The organism is Vibrio sp. 1288 (assembly GCF_033344475.1).
This window is the reverse complement of record NZ_JAWPOX010000015.1, coordinates 60769-83749: the sequence shown is the minus strand read 5'-3', so window position 1 is coordinate 83749 and position 22981 is coordinate 60769. Positions and strand designations below refer to the sequence as shown.

Here is a 22981-nt window from a genome sequence, read left to right as displayed (position 1 = left end):
ACTATTGCCGCTTAGCGCGTTAGTACTCGTAATGCAATATCGGTCACACTTCCCCCACCTCATTAATATGAATTTTCTCTTAAAATCTAACATCTGAGATAAATAAACTACACTTTTCATATCAACTTCTTGGATATGGAAATGCGCGTGGTAGGAATCTTTTCTTGGAACAACCTGTCGGTAAAACAAAAGCTATTTGGGTTGGTTTTGCTGCCAATTTTATTGTTGCTTGTCCTCGCGGGTAAACATGTACAAAGCCTTTCTATCCAGGCTCAGGAACTACAAAAAGCACAGTTATTCTCTGTCTACATAGACCGCGTATCTTCGCTTTATCACCTACCGAATAACCCTGATGTAATAGATAAGCAACTAAAAACTCAGCAGATATCTCAATTGTTACGCGACACTGCAGCACCAGTATTCGGTGAAAACGCTGAGATACTAAACCAGTTGACAAGCTTTGAGGAAGCAACCCTCTCGATGCTCTCTTCGCAAAATCAAGAAGAAAAGTTAGATGCGGCAGAGTGGCGCGCTGATACGTTCAAAGAAATCCTCATGAGCTTAGACAAAGTCTATTTTAGAAATGTGAGTTATGAAACAAACACTCACCTTTCTTCTTTGATGCAACTTGAATGGTTGATGTTTTGGTCCACTGAAGAGCATAGATTAAGCGAATATTTGATTCGATCTTCAGAGGAAAATAACGAGTATGACCTCACAACACAGGCTTCTATCCAATCTTTAATCCAGAACCAACAACTATTTCTAGAGCGTTTTGTGACGCTAAATGCCAATCAACAACAAGTAGATCTGCTCATTGAGACGTTTACGGGTGAAGTCTTTATCAAAAGCCAAGAGTTTCGTGCTTATTTATTGCAACCAGCTCAACTCAAATCATTAACCCCGGATGAGATTGATGCGGGGTTATCTGCACTCAACAAACGCTTATCGTTATTACAAAGTGTTGACGACAAAATGGAACAGCAGCTGAGTGATGATATATCAAAGACAATCAACACGACGACACAGCACCGCTTTACCTTTATCGCAATGATGAGCCTTTTAACGCTGTTGGTCGTAAGTTTAACGCTAAGATTGGTGCGAAAAGTTACTGGAAACTTGAATCTAGTCCTCAAATTTCTCAGTAACGAAAGCAATGAACAAAGTAACACTGAAAATTCACCTCTTGCTCAACTAATAAAGGGTAAAGACGAGCTGAGTAAGTTTGCTCGAGAGGTAAAAAAGCTTAGTGATGAGCGGATGTTGTCCAGACTAAAGCTCACACAAGCTAAAGAAGATGCAGAACAAGCAAAAGATGATGCAATTAAGGCGAGTAAAGCCAAAAGTAGCTTTTTGGCCAACATGTCCCACGAGATCCGCACGCCGCTAAATGGCGTTATTGGTATCTCTGAAGTCTTATCCGATACTTCCCTGACTGCCACACAACGCGATTACGTCGATACGATTGAAACCTCCTCCCAACTGCTTTTGAGTTTAATTAATGACGTTCTAGACTTCTCAAAAATTGAATCTGGGATGTTGCTCATTAGCCCACATTCAACTTGTGTTCGAGAGTCTATCTATGACATTGCTTCTATCATTTCACCGAAAGCAAAGGAAAAAGGCATCGATGTGCAAGTCAACATTAGCCGTAACACGCCTTACCACGTAATGTTGGATGACCATCGTATACGCCAAGTTGTCATGAACTTCATGTCTAACGCGGTAAAATTTACCGAACAAGGCAGTGTAGAGCTATCGGTCATCACCCGCGAAATAAAAAATGGTGAAGCGGTCATCGAGTTTTCCGTTAAAGATTCTGGGATTGGTATTGATGCCCAGCAGCAAAAGAAAATATTTGCTCCATTTGCCCAAGAGGATAACTCTACTACCCGACAATTTGGGGGAACTGGACTTGGGCTTGCCATTAGCACGCAATTAGTTGAGCTAATGGGTGGAGAAATTCAACTTGAATCCGAGAAAGGTAAAGGCAGTCGCTTCTTCTTTGAACTAACTGCTCCTGTTGTGACGCAAGAGTTTAACGCTTATCACGCTCTGAATCACAACGACATATGGATTGTATGCAGCAGTACTCAACTAGAACAAAAACTGCGTAACGAGTTAAGTTTTTTCAACATCAATATAACGCAGTCAGTAGATACCTTAAGTGCGTTGCCAACGTGGATTGATAACGAGCGCGTTATCGTTATTCATGTAGAAGGATCACCAAATGCAGCGGCGATGCATATCGATGAGATAGAAAGCCTTTGTAAACGAAACATTCGTGTCTGCCTCATCAAGCACCTTCATAGCCCACAATTCGACTTTAGAAGCAGTATCAGCGCCTTGGTCACTCAGCCACTACTAGGGCAGCGCTTAATTAAAGCACTTGAAAGTTGTGCGGCAAATTTCTCGCACGCACAACAAGAGAGCATTTCAGCGCAACATGTTAAATCTTTGCCGAAAATTTTGGTCGTTGATGACAATACGGTCAATCAAAAAATCGCGGGGCTACACGTCACAAAAGCTGGCTTCGACTTTGATGTCGCAGTAAACGGACAAGAAGCGGTTGAGAAATTTCAACAGAATCAATACAGCCTAATTTTAATGGACTGCATGATGCCCGTAATGGATGGATTTGAAGCCACCCAAATAATTCGTCAAATAGAAGTAAAAGAAAAACGCGCTTTCAGAATTCCGATTATTGCTCTAACGGCAAGTGTGGTCGATGACGATATACAAAAATGCTTTGACGTTGGAATGGATGACTATGTGCCCAAACCGTTTAAAGCAGGGTTGCTTAAAGAGAAGTTAGATAAGGCAATTGGGTTACGTGTTTCCAACACGACGCCTGCTGAACCACACCAAGAGAACACTACTCTCGATACAACTCATAAACTACCTGCGAGTTCAGAGCAACCAGAAGCAACGGTAACGCCTATTCGCTCCGAACGTATCTTGCTTGTCGAAGACAATAGAGTGAACCAGAAAGTGGCTTCTCTATTGCTATCTAAAGCAGGCTATCAATTCGAAGTCGCAGAAAACGGACAAATTGCAGTCGAAATGTTCCAAAAAGATGGAAAGTTTGATGTTATTTTGATGGATTGCATGATGCCCATAATGGATGGGTTTGAAGCTTCTAGGCAAATTAGAGCTTATGAAGCGAGTAAAGGATTAGCTAAGACGCCCATTATCGCATTAACAGCAAGCGTCGTTGATGATGATATTCAACGCTGCTTTGATTCAGGAATGGATGCCTACGTACCAAAGCCTGTGCGCAAAGAAAAACTGTTGTATCAAATTGAACAAGCAATGTAGGTGGATTCTATGAGTAGAAATCATTCTCGCGTTGCTTTTCCTTTGCGTTACATAAAACGCTATCTGTTTATTCTGATTGCCCTTCTTTCATTAAATTGCCAAGCTCTCGCTGCAGAGAGCTACGCCGTTTTCTCATTTAATGACGAATTCTCTCCGCTCACTGTCAATAAAGCGCGAAAGTTGTACAGAGGGAAGACGCAACTTTTACAAGGCCAGCGAATTGAACTCTCTGACTGGCCTGCGACATCAACAGAAAGAGCTGAGTTCTATCGTTATCTTCTCAACAAAAATTTAGCGCAAATGAACGCGCATTGGGCAAGCTTGTCTTTTTCAGGTAAAGCTAGACCGCCAAAAGTGATTGCACGCTCCAGCATTGATGACCTCATAGCATGGATGCAAGAGAAGCCCAATAGAATTGGTTATGCCCCAACATCGAGCGTCCCTAGTAATGCTCATGTTTTATGTGTGGTTAGCTCGGAGAATTGATATGAAAAAATATTTAACCATGTTATCGCTGAGTATCGCGACCTTTCCGAGCTCAGCCACGATTGAACTAACAGAACAACTTTCTTTAAGTGGTTTTGGCTCTACTTCGTGGGCAAAATCCGATAACCCAACTACGTTACTAGTTAACCGCTTTATTGGCGATGAATCTTGTTTCGATTGCGATACCACTTTCGGCATGCAGCTCGATTATTTTCACAAGGCATTTCGGGCATCCGCACAAGTCGTAAAGCGCCCGCAAGACCATTGGAGCTCGCCTCAGCTCGAGTGGGCGTATTTGGCTTATACCTATCAAAACATAGAAATACGAGGAGGACGCTTAAGACTGCCACTGTTTTTGATGTCTGAGTACAACTATGTCGGCCACGCTTTTACCCAAGCCCGCCCACCGAATGAGGTATATGACAGCATTCTAGGTATCACGGCTTATAACGGCCTATCTGCACGCTGGATTCATGACCTCAATGAGCAAGTCGTACTTACTGCCATGCCGTTTGTCGGGTTTAAAGACAATAGTGACGTAACCATCAATGAACGTACTGAATTGGAAATTGAGTCAAACAATACTGCAGGGATGAACTTAACGCTAAGCGGAGAGAGCTATCGTTGGAATTTTTCCTACCTCCACGGCGATTATGATCAAACAACGACGCTCTCTAACATTGAGCAGTCCACTCCCGGTGGCGGAACCACAATCATTGACCGTCTAGTTGAAACAGAAAAAAACAACACGATCGATCTGTTCTCTCTAGGGTTAAGATACGAGCTCGATAACATTGTGATTATGGCAGAAGGACAGACCAGCAATCTTTCCTCATCTTGGTACGCGACAACAAGTTATAATGTAAACAAGCTGACTCCTTATATTGTTTACGGTCAGCAGTTTAATAGTCGGGATAAAAAAAGTGGAGACAGTTTCTTACTCGGATTGAGATACGATCTAGATTACAACGTTTCCCTAAACGCAGAATGGCAAAGGTTCAACGCCTACAATAATAGCTCTGGCGCGTTTTCATCAGCCCCAAAGGATGACAGTGCGAGCCTTTATACGCTAATGCTCAACTTCGTTTTTTAATGTTTCTTACAGTACCAATTTCCACAACACTGGGGGCTGTTGTATTAAGAAGGCTTTTTGCAACACGTAACTAAACGCTAAACGACTGGAAGGGATAGAATCGATCAGATAGGTAAGTGGCAATCCAAACAGAGACAAAGGTTACTCTATTTCGGTTTGTTTTGATTGCCTTTTAACCGCTTTTCTTTGCGTCGCAGTGCCCGGAAAAACTTTGACTCTTCGTGGTACCAACCAAGGACACTAATTGGGAAGCCCACGAGCATCATAATAAAAACATCCGCAGGGAGTTGTTCCCAAATGTCGCTTAAAGAATGCAGCTCTCCAAAAATGAACAAACCGATGACTTTACCAAGCAGTAATGCACAACAAATCATAAAGAAGGACTTTAATATATAGTGCCATTTGCCTTTTTTACGCTCTTCTCTCCAATAGGCATATTTATATTGTCGGTCGTACATTCATCCCCCTAAAGTAAACTTGCCGTAAGTTTAAGCATCTCGATAGCGTAAAGTGCGTTGGCACCTCTTTAATCATAGTGCGTATCTAAAGTGAATGCTTGTCGTGGCAATAAGAAGGAGAGGTATTCTGTAGTAAGAGCTACATAATCTCTGAACGTTATATGTCTTGTGTCATTCGGATGATGCCTGATTTTGCTTATCGCTAGTGTTTTCTGAACACCCAAATCGGGCCGATGAGTAGAAACTGTAAATCCTCAAAAAACGACGGTTTTTTACCTTCAATCTTGTGACCGATAAATTGCAATATCCACAATACGCCAAACAAAAGCATAGAAATATGCAGAACGGGCAACATCAATACCTCTAGAGACCAAATAAGGCCAATGCACGCTAATGTGTAGCCGATCATCATCATGAATACGCTCAGAGACAAACGAAAATAGAAAACCCAAGTGGGGATCACCGCTACCCAAACCCAATTAAGTTCGAAGCCTAATAATGAAATCTGGGGAATCGACCAAATAAGTCCAACCACAGAAAGGTAAATACCTGGAACTGCGATTGTGTGAATCTTTTGGTTGATAGGGTTTTGGTGACTCTCACCATATTCTTTTAGCCATTCAGATAATGCTCGCATATCATTCCCCTTTTCCACCTTCTTATTCTTATATAGCCCGAGGATGAAAAAGGTGCGAATTTTTCCGTAAAGGCTACGAGCAACGAGCGACAAGACAACAGAGGCCAGTGCGTTGCCGATTACTCACCAAGCAACGCTCGTTGTGCTTTCGGCAGCTTGGCAACGACAAGAGCATAAGAGCGTTCACACAAATCTTGAATCAACCCATCCTCGACATCACCGTTAAAATAAACCGTTATCCAATGACGCTTATTTAAGTGATAACCCGGGATAATATCCGTAAACTGCGACGTTAAGACTTCTCCATCTTCTGGTTTTACTTTTACGCTGACATACTCCCGACCGTTTCTCTCTGCAATGATGGCAAACATCTTGCCTTTGATTTTGTATACAAGCGCTTCAGGCCCAAATGGGAAATCACTTTCTGCACACATGAAGGTACTTAAGTATTGTTCTAGTTCTTTGCTTTTCATATCCCCTACCTCCTTCTACGTTCTCACTCAAATTGTGGCAATAGCAATTTTAACGCCTGGTTAACCTGCTCTTTTTCATTGCCTTCTAAACCATGCAATAACGATTGCTGAACGTCTACATGCTCCAAAATTAGCTTGTCAATTAAGGTTAAGCCTTGCTCTGTTAGTTCAACGGTGACGCTACGTCGGTCTTCTTTGCTATGGGTTCTGGTAATAAACCCTTTCTTCTCTAGTTTATCTAAGCGATTGGTCATCGCACCCGAAGTGAGCATCATTGACTCTATTAACGCTGAGGGAGTAAGACAATATGGTGAACCAGCTCGACGCAGTGTCGCTAACACATCAAATTCACCCATTTTCAGATCGTACTTCTTATGTAGCTCGGCGACCCTAGATTCCATGTGTTTTGCAATTCGCATTAGTCGACCCATTATTGCCATCGGTTCAGTGTCGAGGTCTGGCTTCTCCCTAGCCCACTGCTCTACCACTCTATCAATTGCATCCATTATTTCTCTCCAAACATCATATATTTTTTATTTTAACATAAAGATACTTTACAAAAAGCCACCTTGCCGATATCGTTACATTTAATTATCTCTACATAAAGATATTTAACATGAACATTTTACTTGCGATGATTCCTGCCTTTTTTTGGGGGACGACTTACGCTGTTACTCAGTTTACTCTACCGGACTGGCCTCCCGTTTTACTTGGTGCTCTAAGGGCACTGCCTGCGGGTCTTTTGTTGCTGGCAATAAAGCCCTCGTTTCCAAAAAGAAGTGAGTGGAAAGTGCTGCTTGTTTTAGGAACCATCAACATCGCTTGCTTCTTTGGTCTCATTTTTGTCATGGCGTTGACGCTTCCTTCTGCCATCTCTGGTGTTGGTATGGTTTCGGTCCCCGTTTTTGCGATGCTGTTTGGTTGGGCGGTCTACAAACGTCAGCCTAGTGGCATTCAAGCGATAAGCGGCGCAACTTTGATTGCTTTAGCTTGGTTCTTATTTGATCCTAGCTCTATTTCTCTCGAACCCGTGGGCTTACTTGCGATGATCTCCGCCATTATGTGCATCGTGATAGGAAGTAGCGTAACAAAGTCACTAGGTACAAAAATGCACTGGTGGACAGTGCTAACATGGCAGCTCATTTTGGGTGGCGTGATTATGTCTATCGCAACAAGTGTGCTGGCGATAAACAATCCAGAGCCATATGTTACGGTCGTTCAGGACGTATCCATGACGAATATTCTAGGGTTACTGTGGGTAGTTATTCTGAACACCGCATTAGGGTATGGCATGTATGTATGGTTATTACAGCGGATGTCGGTCGTAGATTTTACCTTTGGTGGTATTGCAAACCCAGTCGCAGGCATTGTTTCGGGCCTACTGCTATTGGGGGAAACGTTCACTCCTCTGCAATACAGCTTAATGCTAGGAATGATCGTAATGTCATTACTACCTCAGCTCATTACGTCAATCAAAACGAAAAGAGCCGCACTCTCCTCCTAAGTAACGTTAATTCCTAACACTCTAGAAGTAATGAGAGTGTTAGGAATCCTCAAGTGTAACCCCATCAGCAGAAATCAGCGCTAACCTAGGCAACTGACACCTTTAAAACGGTACGTTTTGACATTATGGCTGTTAAGCGCTTGCAAGGTTAGTCAGGGGCTCTGGTTTAGCGTAAACATAACCTTGAATAAGGTAAATCGCATGCTGAGCCAGATATTCGACTTGAGCCTGGCTCTCTACACCTTCTGCAATCATCTCACATTCCGCTTTGTTCGCTGCAGACACAATTGAGTCCAGCACTTTCAACTTTTGATCGTCAGATCCTATTGGATCAATGAACATCTTATCCACTTTTACACACCGGATGCCCAAATCTTGTAGGTAAGAAAAGCCACCATATCCGGTACCAAAATCGTCAATTTTGAACTTGTAGCCTTTATTCGTTAAATACAAAATCTCTTTTTTCGCGGCCTCAGTGTCTTTTACTGGTATTCTCTCGGTCAACTCAAAATGAATTCTATTCGAGATTGGCCAATTTAACTCCGACAGCAACTTCGTTAATACGCCTGACTCTAAATGGGAGGAAACAATATTGATGCTGACCCACGTATGCTCGGGCAAGTCACTTAAGTCTTGTATGATTTTACGAATAAGCTGATTGGTCATCGGGATAATCAGGCCACTTTCTTCTGCAGCACCAATAAACATATTTGGTGGCACCATTCCATCACGTCGCGACCATCGAATCAGAGCTTCATATCCTACTGTCTTACCATCGCGACTATCGACAATCGCCTGGTAGTAAGGAATAAATTCTGTATTACTAATCCCATTTTCAATTAGACCTGTAATGGATTTTCTCAAGCTTTTACCAGATATGTATGCAAAGGCAGTCACAAGACCTGCAAGCACACTTACAAGACCGCCCCACAAAAGTACTCTTTCCTGAGCATAATTTTTAAGTTTTTCACCGCTGTATATCTTGATGAGCATGTTGGCTTGAGACTCTCCTGAAAAGAAAAACTCTTTTGACAGTGCGTTTTCTTCTCCTGCAATATTCGCTTTGCCACGGCTTATCGTTAAATCACCAAATATTGGTTCATCATACTTAAACTCTACAAATAGGCAGTCTTTGCAAGGCGTTTTTATTACCTCGTTAACCCAACTGTTATCAAGTACCCAGAAGACTTCAACGTGTTCATTATCATAAATGACCATCCACTCTATTTGGTCATTCTGTTGCGGCAAAATAAGTGATGCGAAAAAGTTTTCATCCATCTGAAATCGTTCACTACTAGATGGGCGAGACACTTCACTACCAACCGTGGAACACGTTTTTCCGCCTTCTGTGGTCATCGCAATAAAACGAATGTAACGGTTATAAAAACGTGGGTCGCGTAAAGTTCTTACATCACTATCACTACAAGTAAAATCTAACTGAGCAATCTGCTTCACTATTGCTCCGTCCAAATAGGCAGACCTTTGATTTAAATAATCTACGTAAGCATCTATTTTCGACGCTTTTACCGAGTTGACGTAAAAGTTGGTTATCGAATGAAAGGCCACTACAAATATGGCGATGGGAACTAAGCCGAGTAAAATGGCATACCTTGTATTCTTTGTTATCAAAGTTCGTCCTGCTAATCTGTCAAGCAACCTAAGTGGGATATGAATACTATCTCATTTTTATAGTCCAAAAAGTGAGGAATGACGCTCAATAAAATTATAGACTCAAGTGGCTTTCAGATGTCGAGATTTAGAATGTGAGCACCAAACCGCATTCGAGGAGAACAAAGTAGCGACTAAGTGGAAAGTAAGAACGAACCCAATTGTTAAGTCATCCGTAATAAAAGTGACAACTTGGAGCTTGAGCAATACTTTTTAGATAGGCAGCAGATACGCTAAAAAACAAAAAGGAAACGATTGATGCCAACCGCTTCCTTGATTTGTTATTGCTATTTAAAAGCGCTTGAATTACGCCACTTCAAGAATCACTTTTTCCAACTTATCTAGGCCTTCATTTAGCACGTCAGATTCAATGGTCAGCGGCGGTAACAGACGAATCACGTTCGCTTTTACTCCACAAGAAAGCAGAATAAGGCCGTTTTCTTGCGCTTTAGAAATCACCGCTTTGGTCATCTCTTGCAGTGGTTTGCCTGATTCTGGGTCAGTAAACTCAATCGCCATCATTGCACCCGTGGTACGGATTTCACCAATAGCAGGCACAGATTGTTGCAGTTTGGTCATACGTGCATTGACCACTTCACCAATGCCCATCGCTTTAGTGCACAAGTTTTCTTCTTCGATGATTTTCAGCACTTCAAGACCTGCAACACAACCAAGTGGCGAGCCCGCATAAGTGCCACCTAAACCACCGGGTAGTGCAGAGTCCATCACATCCGCTTTCCCAACTACCGCTGAGATTGGGAAACCACCAGCAATGCCTTTCGCCATTGTCATTAGGTCTGGTTCAATGCCTAGGTACTCTGTTGCAAACATTTTACCGGTACGAGCAAAACCCGTTTGGATTTCATCGGCAATCAGCATGATACCGTGCTTATCACACAGCTGACGTAAGCCTTGTGCAAACGCTTCAGGTGCTTTGTAGAAGCCGCCCTCACCTTGTACTGGCTCGAAGATGATCGCCGCAACGCGTGAAGGTTCGATATCGCAAGCAAATAGATCGTCGATTGCTTGTAAGCTTTGCTCAACGCTGATGCCGTGGAACGCATTTGGGTACGGCGCGTGGTAGATTTCGTTCGGGAAAGGACCAAAGCCCGCTTTGTACGGCGCAACTTTACCAGTTAACCCCATCGTCATGTTTGTGCGACCGTGAAAGCCGCCTTTAAACGCTATTACGCCGCTACGACCTGTATGAGCGCGTGCCACTTTTACGGCATTTTCGACCGCCTCGGCGCCAGTAGTAAGAAAGATCGCTTTCTTCTTAGTCTCACCTGGTGCAAGTTCTGTCAGCTTTTCAGCCAGCTCAACGAATGACGCGTACGGCGTAACCATCGCGCAGGTGTGCGAAAAGTTATCCAACTGAGCTTTGACCGCTTCACTGATGCGCTTATGAGAGTGCCCTGTATTGGTCACTGCAATGCCTGCTGCAAAGTCGATGTATTTATTGCCTTCAATATCCCATACGTAAGCGTTTTCTGCTTTCTCGACGTAAAGTGGGTACAGTGCGCCCATGCCTTGAGCGATAACTTGGCTTCTTCTTTCGTGTAGTTGTTGGTTTGTCATTGTTTTGTCCTTAATTAGTTGCCGCCAAAGCAGAGATATTTCACGTCCATGTATTCATCGATACCTTGTTTTGCTCCTTCACGTCCGATACCGGACTGCTTAACACCACCGAAAGGAGCCACTTCAGTAGAGATCATACCTTCGTTAATGCCGACCATGCCGTATTCGAGCGCTTCTGCGATTTTCCAAACACGGTGAATGTTTTGGCTGTAGAAGTACGACGCGAGACCGTAGATGGTGTCGTTCGCCATTTCGACTAGCTGTTCGTCGCTGTCAAAACGAATCACTGGCGCGACAGGGCCAAAGATTTCCTCAGAGACAATCTTCATGTCGTGAGTAACGTCTTTGAGAACCACTGGCTGCATAAATAGACCATCGAGCTTTTTAAGTTCTGAAACCGGCTTCGCGCCTTGCTCGATAGCACCATCGATCAACGCTTGAATGCCTTGCTTCGCTGACTCGCTGATCACTGGACCAATGTTGACCCCCTCTTCCAATCCGTTACCAACTTTGAGCTGCTGAACCGCAGCGTCAAACTTAGCAACGAATTCGTCATACACTTTGCTGTGTACATAGAAACGGTTCGCACAAACACACGTTTGGCCTGCGTTACGGAACTTCGACGCCATCGCACCCGCCACGGCTGCATCAATATCCGCATCATCGAATACGATAAACGGCGCGTTGCCACCGAGCTCCATTGAGGTACGTTTAATGTCCGCCGCGCTTTGCTGCATCAGCACACTACCAACTTGGGTAGAGCCAGTGAAAGACAACTTGCGAATCAACGGATGCGAAGTGAAGATAGCACCGACCTGACGGGAGTTTTCCCCCAATACCACTTGCAGCACATCGCGTGGGATACCCGCTTGATAGGCAAGCTCAGCGACCGCAAACGCAGACAGCGGCGTAGATTCAGATGGTTTTACGACAAAGCTACAGCCTGCCGCTAAAGCTGGACCTGCTTTGCGCGTGATCATCGCAATTGGGAAGTTCCACGGTGTAATCGCACAGGCGACACCAATCGGCTGTTTGATGGTCACCAAACGCTTGTCAGCACTTGGGGCAGGAATCGTCTCACCGTAGGTACGTTTCGCTTCTTCAGCAAACCATTCGATAAAACTCGCGCCGTAAAGCACTTCACCTTGAGCTTCCGCTAGCGGCTTACCTTGCTCTAACGTCATTAAGCGGCCAAGGTCGGCTTTGTTTTCTAACAGAAGTTGGAACCAAAGATTGAGCATGCCAGCGCGAGTTTTTGCTGTCAGTGCCGACCATTCTTTCTGCGCCACACTGGCACGTTCAATGCCATTTAAAATGTCGTTTTCGCTTGAGACTGGTGCGTACCCGAGGAGTTCTCCGGTCGCCGGATTAGTCACTGCAATGCCCTGTTGTGGATTCGCTACCATAAACGAAACAAGGCTTTGGTTTTGTATCTGTTGCATGGTCATTCCTTTTGACAACTCATCATCGCCGCTAAGCCAGCGGCGAGTTTATGTTTAAGCAGGGATCTGCTGCGTAATACAGTGAATGTTCCCTCCGCCGAGTAGAACCTCTCTCGACGGTATCGCGATGATTTGGTATTCCGGCATCGCGTTTTGCAAAATATCGATCGCCATAGCGTCGGTCTCTTCGTCCAGCATCGGCAAGAACACATGCTCGTTGACGATAAGAAAGTTCGCATAAGAGGCACTTAGGCGTTCGCCAGCTTGTCGACTCATTCCCGAACTGGCGTCAATGCCATTGGCTTCGCGCTCGCTGTAATGCAACGGACCCGGTAATGGCAAACGGACAATTTCAATATTGCGCCCTTTCGCATCGTGCTGAGATTTCAGTACTTGTTCCGCTTGACGAGATAACGCGTATTGCGGATCACTTGGGTCATCGGTCCAACTCAGTACCACCTTACCCGGAGCGATAACGTGCATCAGGTTGTCAACATGGCCGTCTGTTTCGTCATTGAATAAACCATTTGGCAACCAAATGACTTTTTCGATACCGAGATACGCCTTTAACTGCTCTTCAATTTGCGCTTTGCTCAACTGTGGATTTCGCCCCGGACTAAGTAAGCACTCTTCTGTGGTGTAAAGGGTGCCTTCACCATCGGTGTGAATCGCCCCACCTTCAAGTACAAACGGTGCGCGGTAATGATCAATACCGATGATGTCGCACACCGAACCAGCGACAAGATCGTCCTGCTGCCAGTTGTCGTAAAGGCCGTTGTATTCGCCGCCCCACGCGTTGAATTGCCAACTAATCCCACGGCGCTCGCCCGCTTGGTTAACAAGCACGGTCGGCCCGATGTCTCGCATCCACGCATCGTTAAATGGGATTTCCACCAAACGTACATCTGAGTGAAGCATTTGACGCGCTCGGTCAAAGTTGTGCGAGCACACCGCCACACACACTTTGGTCACTTCCGCGATTAAGTTCGCGATTCTGGCGAAGGTTTCTTGCGCGGGTAATGCGTCATCACGCCAATTGTCTTTCCTTTCTGGCCACGCTAGCCAAACTTCACTAACCGGCTGAAACTCAGCCGGAAAATAGAAGCCATCCTGCGCTGGTGTTGTCGATAACTTCATTTTAACGCCTCTTTAAACGGCTAGTTTGCCAACGCTGGTGTAAAGGTCTGGACGACGGTCGCGGAACAAGCCCCATGCGTGACGCGCTTTCGCTGTCGTAGCTAGGTCGATTTCTGCGTAAATGATGGTTTCACCTTGACGCGGTGCTTCGGCAATTTTTGCACCAGTGTGGTCAGTGATAAAAGAAGAGCCGTAGAACGTCGTCTCGATACCATCATCGACTTCAGTGCCCACTCGGTTTGACGCAATCACTGGAACGAGGTTTGCTGCCGAGTGACCTTGCATTGTACGTTGCCAGTGATCACGAGAATCCAGTGTTGGGTCTTGAGGCTCAGAACCGATTGCAGTTGGGTAAAAAATCGCTTCCGCGCCGTGCAGAGCCAAGCTGCGCGCAAGCTCTGGAAACCATTGGTCCCAGCAAATGCCGGCACCGAACTTACCGAACTTGGTTTGCCACACTTTGAAACCGGTATCGCCAGGGCTAAAGTAGTACTTTTCACTGTAGCCCGGACCGTCAGGAATGTGTGACTTGCGGTAGTTATCTAGTACCGTGCCATCGGCATCTATCATCACTAGCGAGTTAAAAAACGTGTTGCCCGCTTTTTCAAAGTAGCTAACAGGAATAACCACGCCGAGTTCTTTCGCCAGTGCGCTCATTTCCTGAATAAGGTGGCTATTTGCCGTCTCTTCTGCGAGCTCGAAATACTTCGCTTCTTGTTTTTTGCAGAAGTAAGGCGCGGCGAACAGCTCTTGAGGAAGAATCACGTTCGCACCGTTTTGTGCTGCTTCACGAATCGCCTTTTTGGCTTTAACTAGATTTTCTTCCAGATCCCAGCTTTTCGTCAGTTGAAGGGCTGCAAATTTCACTACTTTGCTCATTGGATATTCCTTATCTCTTAAATCGCCAGTTTGTCACGTAGGTTGTAGTAAGCCGCGCCCATTGCCGTAAACGGAATTTGGAAGTGGCGGCCACCCGGGAAGGAGTAATGTTTTAGAGCCGCAAACGCGTCAAAGCGTTCTGCGTGTCCGGTCAGAGCTTCGGCCAGCAACTTACCTGCTAGGTGAGTACACGTTACACCGTGACCGCTGTAGCCTTGTAGGTAGTAAATGTTGTCTGCAAACGAGCCAAATTGCGGCATGCGTGAGTAAGTCAGCAAGAAGTTACCTGTCCAGGTGTAATCAATCTTGATGCCTCTCAATTGTGGGAAGACTTTTTCCATCTTCGGACGAATCAATGCTTCAATGTTTTCTGGGTCACGTGCGCCGTAAACCACGCCACCTCCGAATAACAAACGCTTGTCGGAGGTTAAGCGGAAGTAGTCAAGCAAGTAGTTACAGTCTTCAACGCAGTAGTCACTGGTCAGCACTTGTTTTAGCTGCTCATCACTCAAAGGCTGAGTCGCCACCACTTGTGTGCCACACGGAATCGCTTTGTTGCTGATGTTTGGTGCCAACCCACCAAGATACGCGTTACCTGCCAAAACCACGTACTTGCTCTTCACGCTACCTTGCGCCGTTTTGACTACTGGGTTAATCCCTTTGTCAATCGACACGACCGCCGACTGTTCGAAGATTTGGCCACCCAGAGAAATAAACGCAGCGGCTTCACCTAACGCGAGTTTAAGCGGGTGAATGTGACCACCGCGCATATCCAACAAGCCACCAGTGTACACTTTGGTCCCTACCGCTTGTTCTACTTCTCCTGCGTCAAGCAGAGTCAGTTGGTCGTTGCCGTAACGCTCCCAGTTCTTCTTATGCTCTTCTAGCCCTTTGAGTTGTTTACTGTTCAGTGCCGTGAACAAGCCGCCTTGCTTGTAATCACAGTTGATGTCGTATTTGTCGATCAGACCCCGGATGATATCGCCGCCTTCAAAAATCATATCGCACAGAGCTTTTGCTTGGTTTTGGTCGTAACGGCTTTCAATCACGTCAACATCTCGGCTGTAGCTGTTAACGATTTGACCACCGTTACGACCAGTTGCTCCAAAGCCCACTTTTGCGCTTTCTAGCACAACGACTTTAAAACCTTTTTCTGCAAGGTGTAGTGCAGAAGAAAGACCAGAAAATCCCGCACCGACTACACACACATCGCACTCGATGTCGTTTTGCAACTGTGGGTATTCCGGCATGTTTGGCACAGAGTGCGCGTAGAACGAATCCGTATGCTTGTTCATAGAACTATTCCTTTATTTATCGTAATCGTCAGCAGGCTTAAGGATGGAGGCGAATCCAAGTGGTTTTGGTTTCGGTGAATTTTTCAATCGCGTGGAGAGACTTGTCTCGACCGTTTCCGCTCATTTTGAATCCACCAAATGGAACCGTCATGTCACCTTCGTTGTAGTTGTTAACCCAAACCGAGCCGGCTTGCAGTCGTTTTGCTACGCGATGAACGCGGTTGATATTGCTACTCCAGAGTGCCGCGCCTAAGCCGTACTTCGAATCGTTAGCGATCTCGATTGCTTGCGCTTCGTCTTTGAATGGAATGACACACAGCACCGGACCAAAAATTTCCTCTTGAGCGACACGCATCTTGTTGTCGACGTTGTCTAAAATGGTTGGGGAAACAAATGCACCTTGCCCATCGACATCGCCGCCACAACGTACGTTTGCACCTTCTGATTCACCTAACGAGATATATTCCAACACTTTTGATTTATGATCATGGTCGATAAGCGCACCCATGGATGAACTTGGGTCCATTGGGTCTTTTGGCGTGAACGCTTTCGACGCTTGAATAACTTTTTCTATAAACTGCTCTTTGATGCTTTCGTGAACAAGCAGGCGGGTTGCCGCGACGCACACCTCACCTTGGTTGTAGAAACACCCTGCGGCGGTGTCTGCTGCTGCGCGGTCTAAATCATCACAATCTTCAAACACGATGTTCGCGTTCTTGCCGCCCGCTTCTGCAAACACACGCTTTAGGTTGCTCTCACCCGATCTGACCATCAGTTGACCTGCAATGCGCGTCGAGCCTGTGAAGGCGATGCAGTCTACGTCTTGGTGTTTCGCCAGCGCGTCGCCAGCTTCATGACCAAAACCCGTAACGACTTGGAAAACGCCTGTTGGTAAGCCCGCTCGAGAAGCAAGTTGACCTAGGAATATCGCGGTGAGAGAAGATTTTTCTGACGGTTTTAGAATCACGCTGTTACCAGCAGCTAAAGCAGGGCCAAGCTTCCAGCACGCAAGCCAAAGGGGGAAGTTCCACGGTACAACCGCAGCAACCACACCAATTGGTTGATGAGAAATAAAAGCGTGTACATCTTTTTCAGTTGGGGCAACTTCGCCGTATACTTTGTCGATTGCTTCTGCGTACCAGCGTAATGCACTCGCCGCACCAGGGATATCGGTAGAGAAGCTGTGAGAGATAGGCTTACCGGTATCAAGCGTTTCTAGCAGAGCCAATTCTTCTTTGTTTTGATCAATCAAGTCAGCAAACTGTTTAAGCACTGCTTTGCGATGAGCTGGGCTGCTCTCGCTCCACTGACCGGATTGAAATGCTTGGCGAGCGTATGAAACCGCGAGATCAACATCTTCATTTTGGCAACGGGCGATTTCGGTGAATATCTCATCTGTTGCTGGGTTAACTACCGGGATGGTTTGCCCTGTTAAAGCGGCACTGTATTCACCGTTAATGTACGCCCTGTTTTCGATGTTTAGATTGTTTTTTAGTTCAATCCATTGCTCTTGGGTTTTCATACGCTCTCCTTGTGATCACACAAGGCAAGCCCCCACTAAAATGTGGTTGGCGTATGCGCACTTATCATTCGACAAGCCTTGTCTGTGTGATTTGTAAATCGATGGGGCTTCGTCGTATCAATAATGTACGACTCGCCCGCTGTTATGACATGAGATTGCCCTTTATATTCCAGAGTGATTTCGCCCTCTAATACGGTGCCAATCTCTTCGCCTTCGTGTTTGATTTCTGCCGCACCAGTGGTTCCATAAGGTGCGTATTCCTCGATCAAGAATCCGATTACTTGATCTTTGTCGCCATTCGTTACCAGTTTCATGGACACCGTCTCGCTCCCGATTTCCACAAGATCTGACGGCTTGATGACTACTTTCACTTCATCGTTCGAAGGTTGTTCAAAAGTGAAAAACTCTGATAACGATAAAGAAAATACATTAACGATTTTTTGTAGTGAGCTGACCGACGGGCTCACTTTGCCATTTTCAATGGATGAGATTGCACTATGGGTAATACCAGCGCGCTCGGCTAGTTCCCTTTGTGACAATCCATGTTTTTTTCGTAACTGAACAATATTTTTACCAATCTCTTGATTGTCCATTCATACAGCTCCAAACGTTTAACGAGAGGTAGCCATCATAAATTCATTGAACAAAATTTGAGAGAAATGATTGGTTTTTGCTTCCCATTCTGGGTGCCACTGCACGCCAACGAAAAATTTTTGATTAGGAAGACTAAATGCTTCTACCAAGCCATCCGGGGCTTTAGCTTCTACTTGTAAGAGAGGAGCAAGCTGATCGACGCCTTGGTTGTGTAGTGTGTTCACTTCAAAGAAGGTGGTATTTTCCCAATGATTTTGCACCAGCCATTGTTCAAATAAGCTCTGCTTTTGAACTAGCACAGCGTGTGCTGGCGCGTATTTTTGTTCGAAATCTTCAACAGGCGCTTCACGATGGTCATTGAAGCCGGAGTCATGAACGGCTGGGTTTAACGAGCCACCAAGTGCGACATTCATCTCTTGAAAACCGCGGCAAATACCAAGGCACGGAATGTTTTGGTCAACCGCATGACGAATTAACGTGAATGAGAGCTCATCACGAGCTTCATCTTTGTAGCTCTCTTCGTGCGTTGCATTGTATCGATGTGGCGCAACGTTAGAGTGGCTGCCAGGAAAAAGAAAACCATCACATATGTCTAGGATGGTGGTTACGTCATCGCCCGACATGTCGGGAGCCAACATAATCGGTAGTCCTCCAAAATCCTTTATGGCGCGAAGGTAAAAGTCGTTGACCGCTTGTATCTGATAACCACCCAACTCTTTAGCGCAGCTAACCACACCAATGATGGGTTTGTGTGTATCTGCCATGATATGTCCATGTTCAATTTATTTAACACAAACCCTACAAACCATGTACAAAATTATCAACACAGATGACCATTATTATCGTCACAACGTGATCTGACGCACTTTTTAGGCTTCAAAACTGAATATTTATGCTCATTATATTGAACAAAACAAAACCAACTGTTACAAAATAGTTAACAGAAAGACATAAAAACCAGCCGTTAAACATCAAAAACACAGTGTAAGTGCATGTTTAAATTAAAAATAACCTAAAAAACAAACAACTCGTTCAGAGTGCTGTAATTTATTTGTTAATTTGGTTATTTCTAATTTCTACTCGTCAGGCTATTTGGAGAAGAAAATGGAATCGTATCTACAGGAAGTACAAAATTTTAAACAAAAATGGCCCGATATTGAATTTATCGATCTCATCTTTACCGATATAAATGCCACCCCAAGAGGAAAGCGCATCCCGATAGATGCTCTAGAAAAACTGAATAAAGGTGTTGCCCTCCCCCTTTCGACCATCACCCTAGATACCAAAGGTAACGTCGTTGAAACGGCCGGGTTGGGAGAAGATCTCGGAGAACCAGATAATCTCTGCTATCCAATCAGCGGCACCTTAATGCCGACGGCAAAAGAACAAGTTGGTCAGCTACTGCTTAGTATGATGGATGAAACCGGGCAGCACCCTAACCCACTGTTCATCCGAAACATTCTCGCTTCTATATTGCAAACACTGCATGCTAAAGACCAATATCCTTGTGTCGCGCTCGAGCTGGAGTTCTATTTAATAGACAAAACCCGCGGCGAAAATGGCGAACCATTAACGGCAATTAACCCCACGAAAAAAACTCGAGAAAAAGATACCGAGGTTTACGACCTTGATGGACTAGATGACTACGCTGATTTCTTGGCCGACCTTAATCGAATTGCATTAGAACAAGGTTTAAACACTTCCGGAGCCCTATCTGAATCGGCACCAGGGCAGTTCGAAATCAACTTCAACCATTCTAAAGATGTACTTCGAGCATGTGATGAAATCATCATCGCAAAACGCTTGATTCGCCAGGTCGCTCATCAGCACGGATTTGACGCCACATTTATGGCGAAACCTTTTAGTGAGCAAGCGGGTAATGGCATGCACATTCATCTCAGCTTGGTTGATACAGATGGTAACAACCACTTTAGCCAATCAGACGGTCAAGCGAGCGCCTTCTTCTATCAAACCATGGCAGCGATGCTGTCACAAACATCCGATGCCATGGCCCTAATCTGTCCTAACGTTAACTCTTACCGTCGCTTTGTTCCTGGCGCTTACGTCCCAACCAAAGCCGATTGGGGAGAAAACCACCGCGGTGTTGCGTTGCGTGTGCCTATCAGCGATAGCAAAAATCGCCGTATAGAGCATCGTATAGCAGGCGCTGACGTTAACCCATACATTCTCGCTGCAGTAGTACTTTCCGCAGTATTAGCGAGTGAAAGCTACACCAAAGATCAATGTCCACCGACTCTCAGTGATGATGCAATTGAGTTACCTCTGCGTATGTCAGAAGCTCTAGAGCGACTGGAGCACAGTGAGCTAGCTCAATACATCTCAAGAGATTTTATCGATTTGTATCTAGCTTGCAAACAGAGTGAACTCGCAGAATTTGAGCGAGCGATTACTCCATTGGAAATCGACTGGATGTTGCACTCGGCATAAACAAAGGAAATGAACTTTATGACTACGCAGACCAAGGCGCTGGATGCGCCTCTTAAAATCAACTCTCAACACATTATTGTTTCTTTAATCTCGGTTGCGACGTTTGTCTTTTTTACCACAATCGGTTTGAACCATGAGGAAGGCGAAGCCTACGGATGGATGAGTCTTTTACCAACGGCGTTGGTATTGGTCTTTGCGCTGACAACACACCGAACAGTGGAAGCCCTCTTTAGCGGCGCTATTGCCGGTGTTCTTCTGCTTAACCCAACTGAAGCGGTAGAACAGATTGTTGATATTTCCATGAGTGTAATGATGGATGAAACTATTGCTTGGATCATCCTCGTTTGTGGTTTGATGGGCGGCCTAATTGCTATTTTGGAGAAAGGCGGCAGTATCTTAAGCTTCTCCGACATGCTAGTCACGAAAGTAAAAAGCCGTAAGCAATCGATGCTGATGACCTTTGCTTTAGGTATTCTGATCTTTATCGACGATTATTTGAATGCGATTGCAATTTCTTCCTCAATGAAAAAAGTTACGGACGGCTACCAAATCTCGCGTGAAAAGCTCTCATATCTTGTGGATTCAACCGCCGCACCTATCTGTATCCTCGTACCGATTTCCACTTGGGCAATTTTCTTCAGTTCGTTGCTAGAAGCAAACGGAGTAGCAGAAGCGGGAGATGGTATCAAAGCATACATTGAAGCTATTCCATACATGGCTTACGGCTGGGTAACGCTGGTGATTGTTTTGCTGGTTGCAATGGAAAAGATCCCAGATCTAGGTGCGATGAAAAAGGCAGAAAAGCGTGCGAAGAATGGTCAAGTTCGTCCAGACGGTGCAACAGATGTCGACTTTGGTCCCGATGTATCTGCACATACCAACCCAACCATGGGCCTTGTCAACTTCTTGTTACCAATGATCGTACTTGTTGCCGCAAGTTGGTATTTTGGTATCGATCTACTTGCTGGTGTTTTCGTCGCGTTAATCTTTACTATTAGCTTTTACGGCGCACAAAAACTGATCTCGATGAACGACATGTTCGAAGCTGTTTATGATGGCATTAAAGTTATGCTACTGCCGCTTGCGACCGTTATTGGTGGTTTCATGTTGAAATCGGTCAACGACTCATTGGGCGTCACGCAGTATGTCATTGAGACCGTCAGCCCTTACCTGTCAGCGTCTTACTTCCCTGCGATTATCTTTATGATTACGGGCGCGTTGGTATTTGCAACGGCATCGTCTTGGGGAACGTTTGCAGTAGCGATGCCAATTGTTCTACCTTTGGGCGAACAGCTTGGTGTGCCTCTACACTTAACCGTTGCAGCGCTGCTTTCAGCATCAGCGGCAGGGAGCCACTCTTGTTTCTTTAGTGACTCAACCGTGTTATCTGCACAAGGTTCAGGCTGTACAGCAATGCAACACGCAACCACACAGTTTCCTTATGCGTTGATTGGTATTGTTGCAACCGCGATTTTCTTCTTCATCATCGGTTAGCCCCTTTATCTAATTGCAAAACCCTGCTCAAAAATAGCGGGGTTTTGTTCTATCAAGTCAAATGATCCTCTTAAAACTACTTTACGCCCGTTCAGTATAAAAATACTCAAAGATATACAACTGCACTCAATAAGGGTTTGGTAAACCTAATATTTTTGGTTTACGCTTAGCGAAGCGTTTATTGTGCAGCAAGGCAGCTTTTGAGTAACTAAAATGCCGCCTTAATACAGTGTTAACGGTTGGAGAGACATGAAAAAGTTAGCCCATGAGATATGGATATTTGATGGAGATCCCGTCCAATTTTTAGGACTCCCATACACCACTCGTATGACTATTGTTAGGCTTTCTGATGGTGGCCTTTGGATTCATAGTCCAATTAAGTTATCAAATTCGATTAGAGAGCAAATCAACAATCTAGGCCAAGTGAAATACTTAATCGCTCCTAATCATTTACACCACTTGTTCTTATCTGAATGGGTATTTGCCTATCCTAGCGCAGAAGTTTATGGCACAGATGAAGTCATTAAGAAGTGCCGTGATATACACTTTCACGCTTCACTTAACCAAGGCGGTAATGCTTGGAACTCTGAGGTTGAACAAGAACTATTTTCTGGCTCTCCATTAATGGAAGAGTGTGTGTTTTATCATCGACTTTCAAAGACCTTAATTGTTACTGACCTCGTCGAGAATTTTTCTGGCCAGGACTTTAACTACTGGCAGCGGTTTGTGGCTAAAGGGGCCGGTATTCTTGCTCCGAATGGAAAAATGCCTTTGGATTGGCGCCTAAGTTTTATGTTTAGCAAACAAGAGGCTCGAAAACACTTAAATAAATTGCTGTCTTGGAAACCTAATATATTGGTTATGGCTCACGGTGAAATCGTCCTTGATAATGCAGACGAGTTCTTACAGCGCTCTTTTAAGTGGCTAGTATGAGACAACATTGAAAACTCACACA

20 protein-coding genes are annotated in these 22981 nt (G+C 45.0%); 7 read left to right on the top strand and 13 right to left on the bottom strand.

The annotated features are described in order from the left end of the window. Positions 1-141 precede the first annotated feature (141 nt). Genes R8O11_RS13140 through R8O11_RS13130 form a run of 3 tightly spaced genes read left to right on the top strand, consistent with a single transcriptional unit; the run spans position 142 to position 4897 of the window. Positions 142-3318: a response regulator gene (locus R8O11_RS13140; protein WP_080773706.1), complete on the top strand. Its 3177-nt coding sequence runs from the start codon at positions 142-144 to the stop codon at positions 3316-3318. Positions 3319-3327: 9 nt separating this feature from the next. Further along, complete coding sequence (locus R8O11_RS13135; protein WP_017633987.1) at positions 3328-3804, top strand: hypothetical protein; 477 nt, start codon at positions 3328-3330, stop codon at positions 3802-3804. 1 nt (position 3805) lies between these two features. After that, positions 3806-4897, top strand: coding sequence for a hypothetical protein (locus R8O11_RS13130; RefSeq protein ID WP_025766727.1), 1092 nt, complete (start codon positions 3806-3808; stop codon positions 4895-4897). Between the two features lie 146 nt (positions 4898-5043). Here the strand turns inward: R8O11_RS13130 and R8O11_RS13125 are convergent, their stop codons facing one another. The 4 genes from R8O11_RS13125 to R8O11_RS13110 all read right to left on the bottom strand — a co-directional run bounded on the left by R8O11_RS13125 (position 5044) and on the right by R8O11_RS13110 (position 6971). Next, complete coding sequence (locus R8O11_RS13125) at positions 5044-5355, bottom strand: hypothetical protein (protein ID WP_005377799.1); 312 nt, start codon at positions 5353-5355, stop codon at positions 5044-5046. Positions 5356-5557: 202 nt separating this feature from the next. Next, positions 5558-5992, bottom strand: coding sequence for a DUF962 domain-containing protein (locus tag R8O11_RS13120; protein ID WP_005377800.1), 435 nt, complete (start codon positions 5990-5992; stop codon positions 5558-5560). A 119-nt stretch (positions 5993-6111) separates the two neighbouring features. After that, the gene (locus tag R8O11_RS13115) at positions 6112-6465 is read right to left on the bottom strand and encodes an MmcQ/YjbR family DNA-binding protein (protein ID WP_017633985.1); all 354 of its coding nucleotides are present in this window, start codon (positions 6463-6465) and stop codon (positions 6112-6114) included. A 23-nt stretch (positions 6466-6488) separates the two neighbouring features. Next, complete coding sequence (locus tag R8O11_RS13110) at positions 6489-6971, bottom strand: MarR family winged helix-turn-helix transcriptional regulator (RefSeq protein ID WP_017633984.1); 483 nt, start codon at positions 6969-6971, stop codon at positions 6489-6491. Positions 6972-7081: 110 nt separating this feature from the next. Between R8O11_RS13110 and R8O11_RS13105 the strand changes: the two genes are divergently transcribed. Continuing rightward, positions 7082-7969, top strand: coding sequence for a DMT family transporter (locus tag R8O11_RS13105; RefSeq protein ID WP_017820923.1), 888 nt, complete (start codon positions 7082-7084; stop codon positions 7967-7969). A 132-nt stretch (positions 7970-8101) separates the two neighbouring features. Here R8O11_RS13105 and R8O11_RS13100 read toward each other — a convergent pair whose 3' ends face one another. The 9 genes from R8O11_RS13100 to R8O11_RS13060 all read right to left on the bottom strand — a co-directional run bounded on the left by R8O11_RS13100 (position 8102) and on the right by R8O11_RS13060 (position 18848). Continuing rightward, entirely contained in the window at positions 8102-9598 is a 1497-nt protein-coding gene (locus R8O11_RS13100; RefSeq protein ID WP_031777195.1) for an EAL domain-containing protein, read from the bottom strand. 345 nt (positions 9599-9943) lie between these two features. Continuing rightward, on the bottom strand, positions 9944-11215 hold the full coding sequence (gene gabT, locus R8O11_RS13095) for a 4-aminobutyrate--2-oxoglutarate transaminase (RefSeq protein WP_053350393.1): 1272 nt from the start codon (positions 11213-11215) through the stop codon (positions 9944-9946). 14 nt (positions 11216-11229) lie between these two features. Further along, the gene (locus R8O11_RS13090) at positions 11230-12657 is read right to left on the bottom strand and encodes an NAD-dependent succinate-semialdehyde dehydrogenase (protein WP_213972317.1); all 1428 of its coding nucleotides are present in this window, start codon (positions 12655-12657) and stop codon (positions 11230-11232) included. Positions 12658-12711: 54 nt separating this feature from the next. Beyond that, positions 12712-13794, bottom strand: coding sequence for an agmatine deiminase (gene aguA, locus R8O11_RS13085; RefSeq protein WP_017633979.1), 1083 nt, complete (start codon positions 13792-13794; stop codon positions 12712-12714). Positions 13795-13806: 12 nt separating this feature from the next. Next, on the bottom strand, positions 13807-14673 hold the full coding sequence (aguB, locus tag R8O11_RS13080; protein ID WP_318194208.1) for an N-carbamoylputrescine amidase: 867 nt from the start codon (positions 14671-14673) through the stop codon (positions 13807-13809). A 17-nt stretch (positions 14674-14690) separates the two neighbouring features. Continuing rightward, on the bottom strand, positions 14691-15968 hold the full coding sequence (locus tag R8O11_RS13075) for an NAD(P)/FAD-dependent oxidoreductase (protein ID WP_158173845.1): 1278 nt from the start codon (positions 15966-15968) through the stop codon (positions 14691-14693). Positions 15969-16005: 37 nt separating this feature from the next. Beyond that, positions 16006-17490, bottom strand: a complete 1485-nt coding sequence (locus tag R8O11_RS13070) for an aldehyde dehydrogenase (RefSeq protein ID WP_318194207.1) — start codon at positions 17488-17490, stop codon at positions 16006-16008. Positions 17491-17525: 35 nt separating this feature from the next. Next, complete coding sequence (gene puuR, locus R8O11_RS13065) at positions 17526-18083, bottom strand: HTH-type transcriptional regulator PuuR (RefSeq protein ID WP_005377813.1); 558 nt, start codon at positions 18081-18083, stop codon at positions 17526-17528. An 18-nt stretch (positions 18084-18101) separates the two neighbouring features. Continuing rightward, on the bottom strand, positions 18102-18848 hold the full coding sequence (locus R8O11_RS13060; protein ID WP_005377814.1) for a gamma-glutamyl-gamma-aminobutyrate hydrolase family protein: 747 nt from the start codon (positions 18846-18848) through the stop codon (positions 18102-18104). Between the two features lie 340 nt (positions 18849-19188). Between R8O11_RS13060 and R8O11_RS13055 the strand changes: the two genes are divergently transcribed. The 3 genes from R8O11_RS13055 to R8O11_RS13045 all read left to right on the top strand — a co-directional run bounded on the left by R8O11_RS13055 (position 19189) and on the right by R8O11_RS13045 (position 22959). After that, entirely contained in the window at positions 19189-20532 is a 1344-nt protein-coding gene (locus tag R8O11_RS13055; RefSeq protein ID WP_005377815.1) for a glutamine synthetase family protein, read from the top strand. 18 nt (positions 20533-20550) lie between these two features. Further along, entirely contained in the window at positions 20551-22026 is a 1476-nt protein-coding gene (locus tag R8O11_RS13050) for a Na+/H+ antiporter NhaC family protein (protein WP_005377816.1), read from the top strand. Between the two features lie 249 nt (positions 22027-22275). Next, positions 22276-22959 (top strand): DUF4336 domain-containing protein, encoded by a 684-nt coding sequence (locus tag R8O11_RS13045; protein ID WP_205460928.1) that lies wholly within the window; start codon positions 22276-22278, stop codon positions 22957-22959. Positions 22960-22981 lie beyond the last annotated feature (22 nt).

What these genes read in the sequence shown, in the direction of transcription:
- R8O11_RS13140 (WP_080773706.1), top strand. Translation starts at nt 142, where the DNA reads ATGCGCGTGGTAGGAATCTTTTCTTGGAACAACCTGTCGGTAAAACAA.
- R8O11_RS13135 (WP_017633987.1), top strand. Translation starts at nt 3,328, where the DNA reads ATGAGTAGAAATCATTCTCGCGTTGCTTTTCCTTTGCGTTACATAAAA.
- R8O11_RS13130 (WP_025766727.1), top strand. Translation starts at nt 3,806, where the DNA reads ATGAAAAAATATTTAACCATGTTATCGCTGAGTATCGCGACCTTTCCG.
- R8O11_RS13125 (WP_005377799.1), bottom strand. Translation starts at nt 5,355, where the DNA reads ATGTACGACCGACAATATAAATATGCCTATTGGAGAGAAGAGCGTAAA.
- R8O11_RS13120 (WP_005377800.1), bottom strand. Translation starts at nt 5,992, where the DNA reads ATGCGAGCATTATCTGAATGGCTAAAAGAATATGGTGAGAGTCACCAA.
- R8O11_RS13115 (WP_017633985.1), bottom strand. Translation starts at nt 6,465, where the DNA reads ATGAAAAGCAAAGAACTAGAACAATACTTAAGTACCTTCATGTGTGCA.
- R8O11_RS13110 (WP_017633984.1), bottom strand. Translation starts at nt 6,971, where the DNA reads ATGGATGCAATTGATAGAGTGGTAGAGCAGTGGGCTAGGGAGAAGCCA.
- R8O11_RS13105 (WP_017820923.1), top strand. Translation starts at nt 7,082, where the DNA reads ATGAACATTTTACTTGCGATGATTCCTGCCTTTTTTTGGGGGACGACT.
- gabT (WP_053350393.1), bottom strand. Translation starts at nt 11,215, where the DNA reads ATGACAAACCAACAACTACACGAAAGAAGAAGCCAAGTTATCGCTCAA.
- R8O11_RS13090 (WP_213972317.1), bottom strand. Translation starts at nt 12,657, where the DNA reads ATGCAACAGATACAAAACCAAAGCCTTGTTTCGTTTATGGTAGCGAAT.
- aguA (WP_017633979.1), bottom strand. Translation starts at nt 13,794, where the DNA reads ATGAAGTTATCGACAACACCAGCGCAGGATGGCTTCTATTTTCCGGCT.
- aguB (WP_318194208.1), bottom strand. Translation starts at nt 14,673, where the DNA reads ATGAGCAAAGTAGTGAAATTTGCAGCCCTTCAACTGACGAAAAGCTGG.
- R8O11_RS13075 (WP_158173845.1), bottom strand. Translation starts at nt 15,968, where the DNA reads ATGAACAAGCATACGGATTCGTTCTACGCGCACTCTGTGCCAAACATG.
- R8O11_RS13070 (WP_318194207.1), bottom strand. Translation starts at nt 17,490, where the DNA reads ATGAAAACCCAAGAGCAATGGATTGAACTAAAAAACAATCTAAACATC.
- puuR (WP_005377813.1), bottom strand. Translation starts at nt 18,083, where the DNA reads ATGGACAATCAAGAGATTGGTAAAAATATTGTTCAGTTACGAAAAAAA.
- R8O11_RS13060 (WP_005377814.1), bottom strand. Translation starts at nt 18,848, where the DNA reads ATGGCAGATACACACAAACCCATCATTGGTGTGGTTAGCTGCGCTAAA.
- R8O11_RS13055 (WP_005377815.1), top strand. Translation starts at nt 19,189, where the DNA reads ATGGAATCGTATCTACAGGAAGTACAAAATTTTAAACAAAAATGGCCC.
- R8O11_RS13050 (WP_005377816.1), top strand. Translation starts at nt 20,551, where the DNA reads ATGACTACGCAGACCAAGGCGCTGGATGCGCCTCTTAAAATCAACTCT.
- R8O11_RS13045 (WP_205460928.1), top strand. Translation starts at nt 22,276, where the DNA reads ATGAAAAAGTTAGCCCATGAGATATGGATATTTGATGGAGATCCCGTC.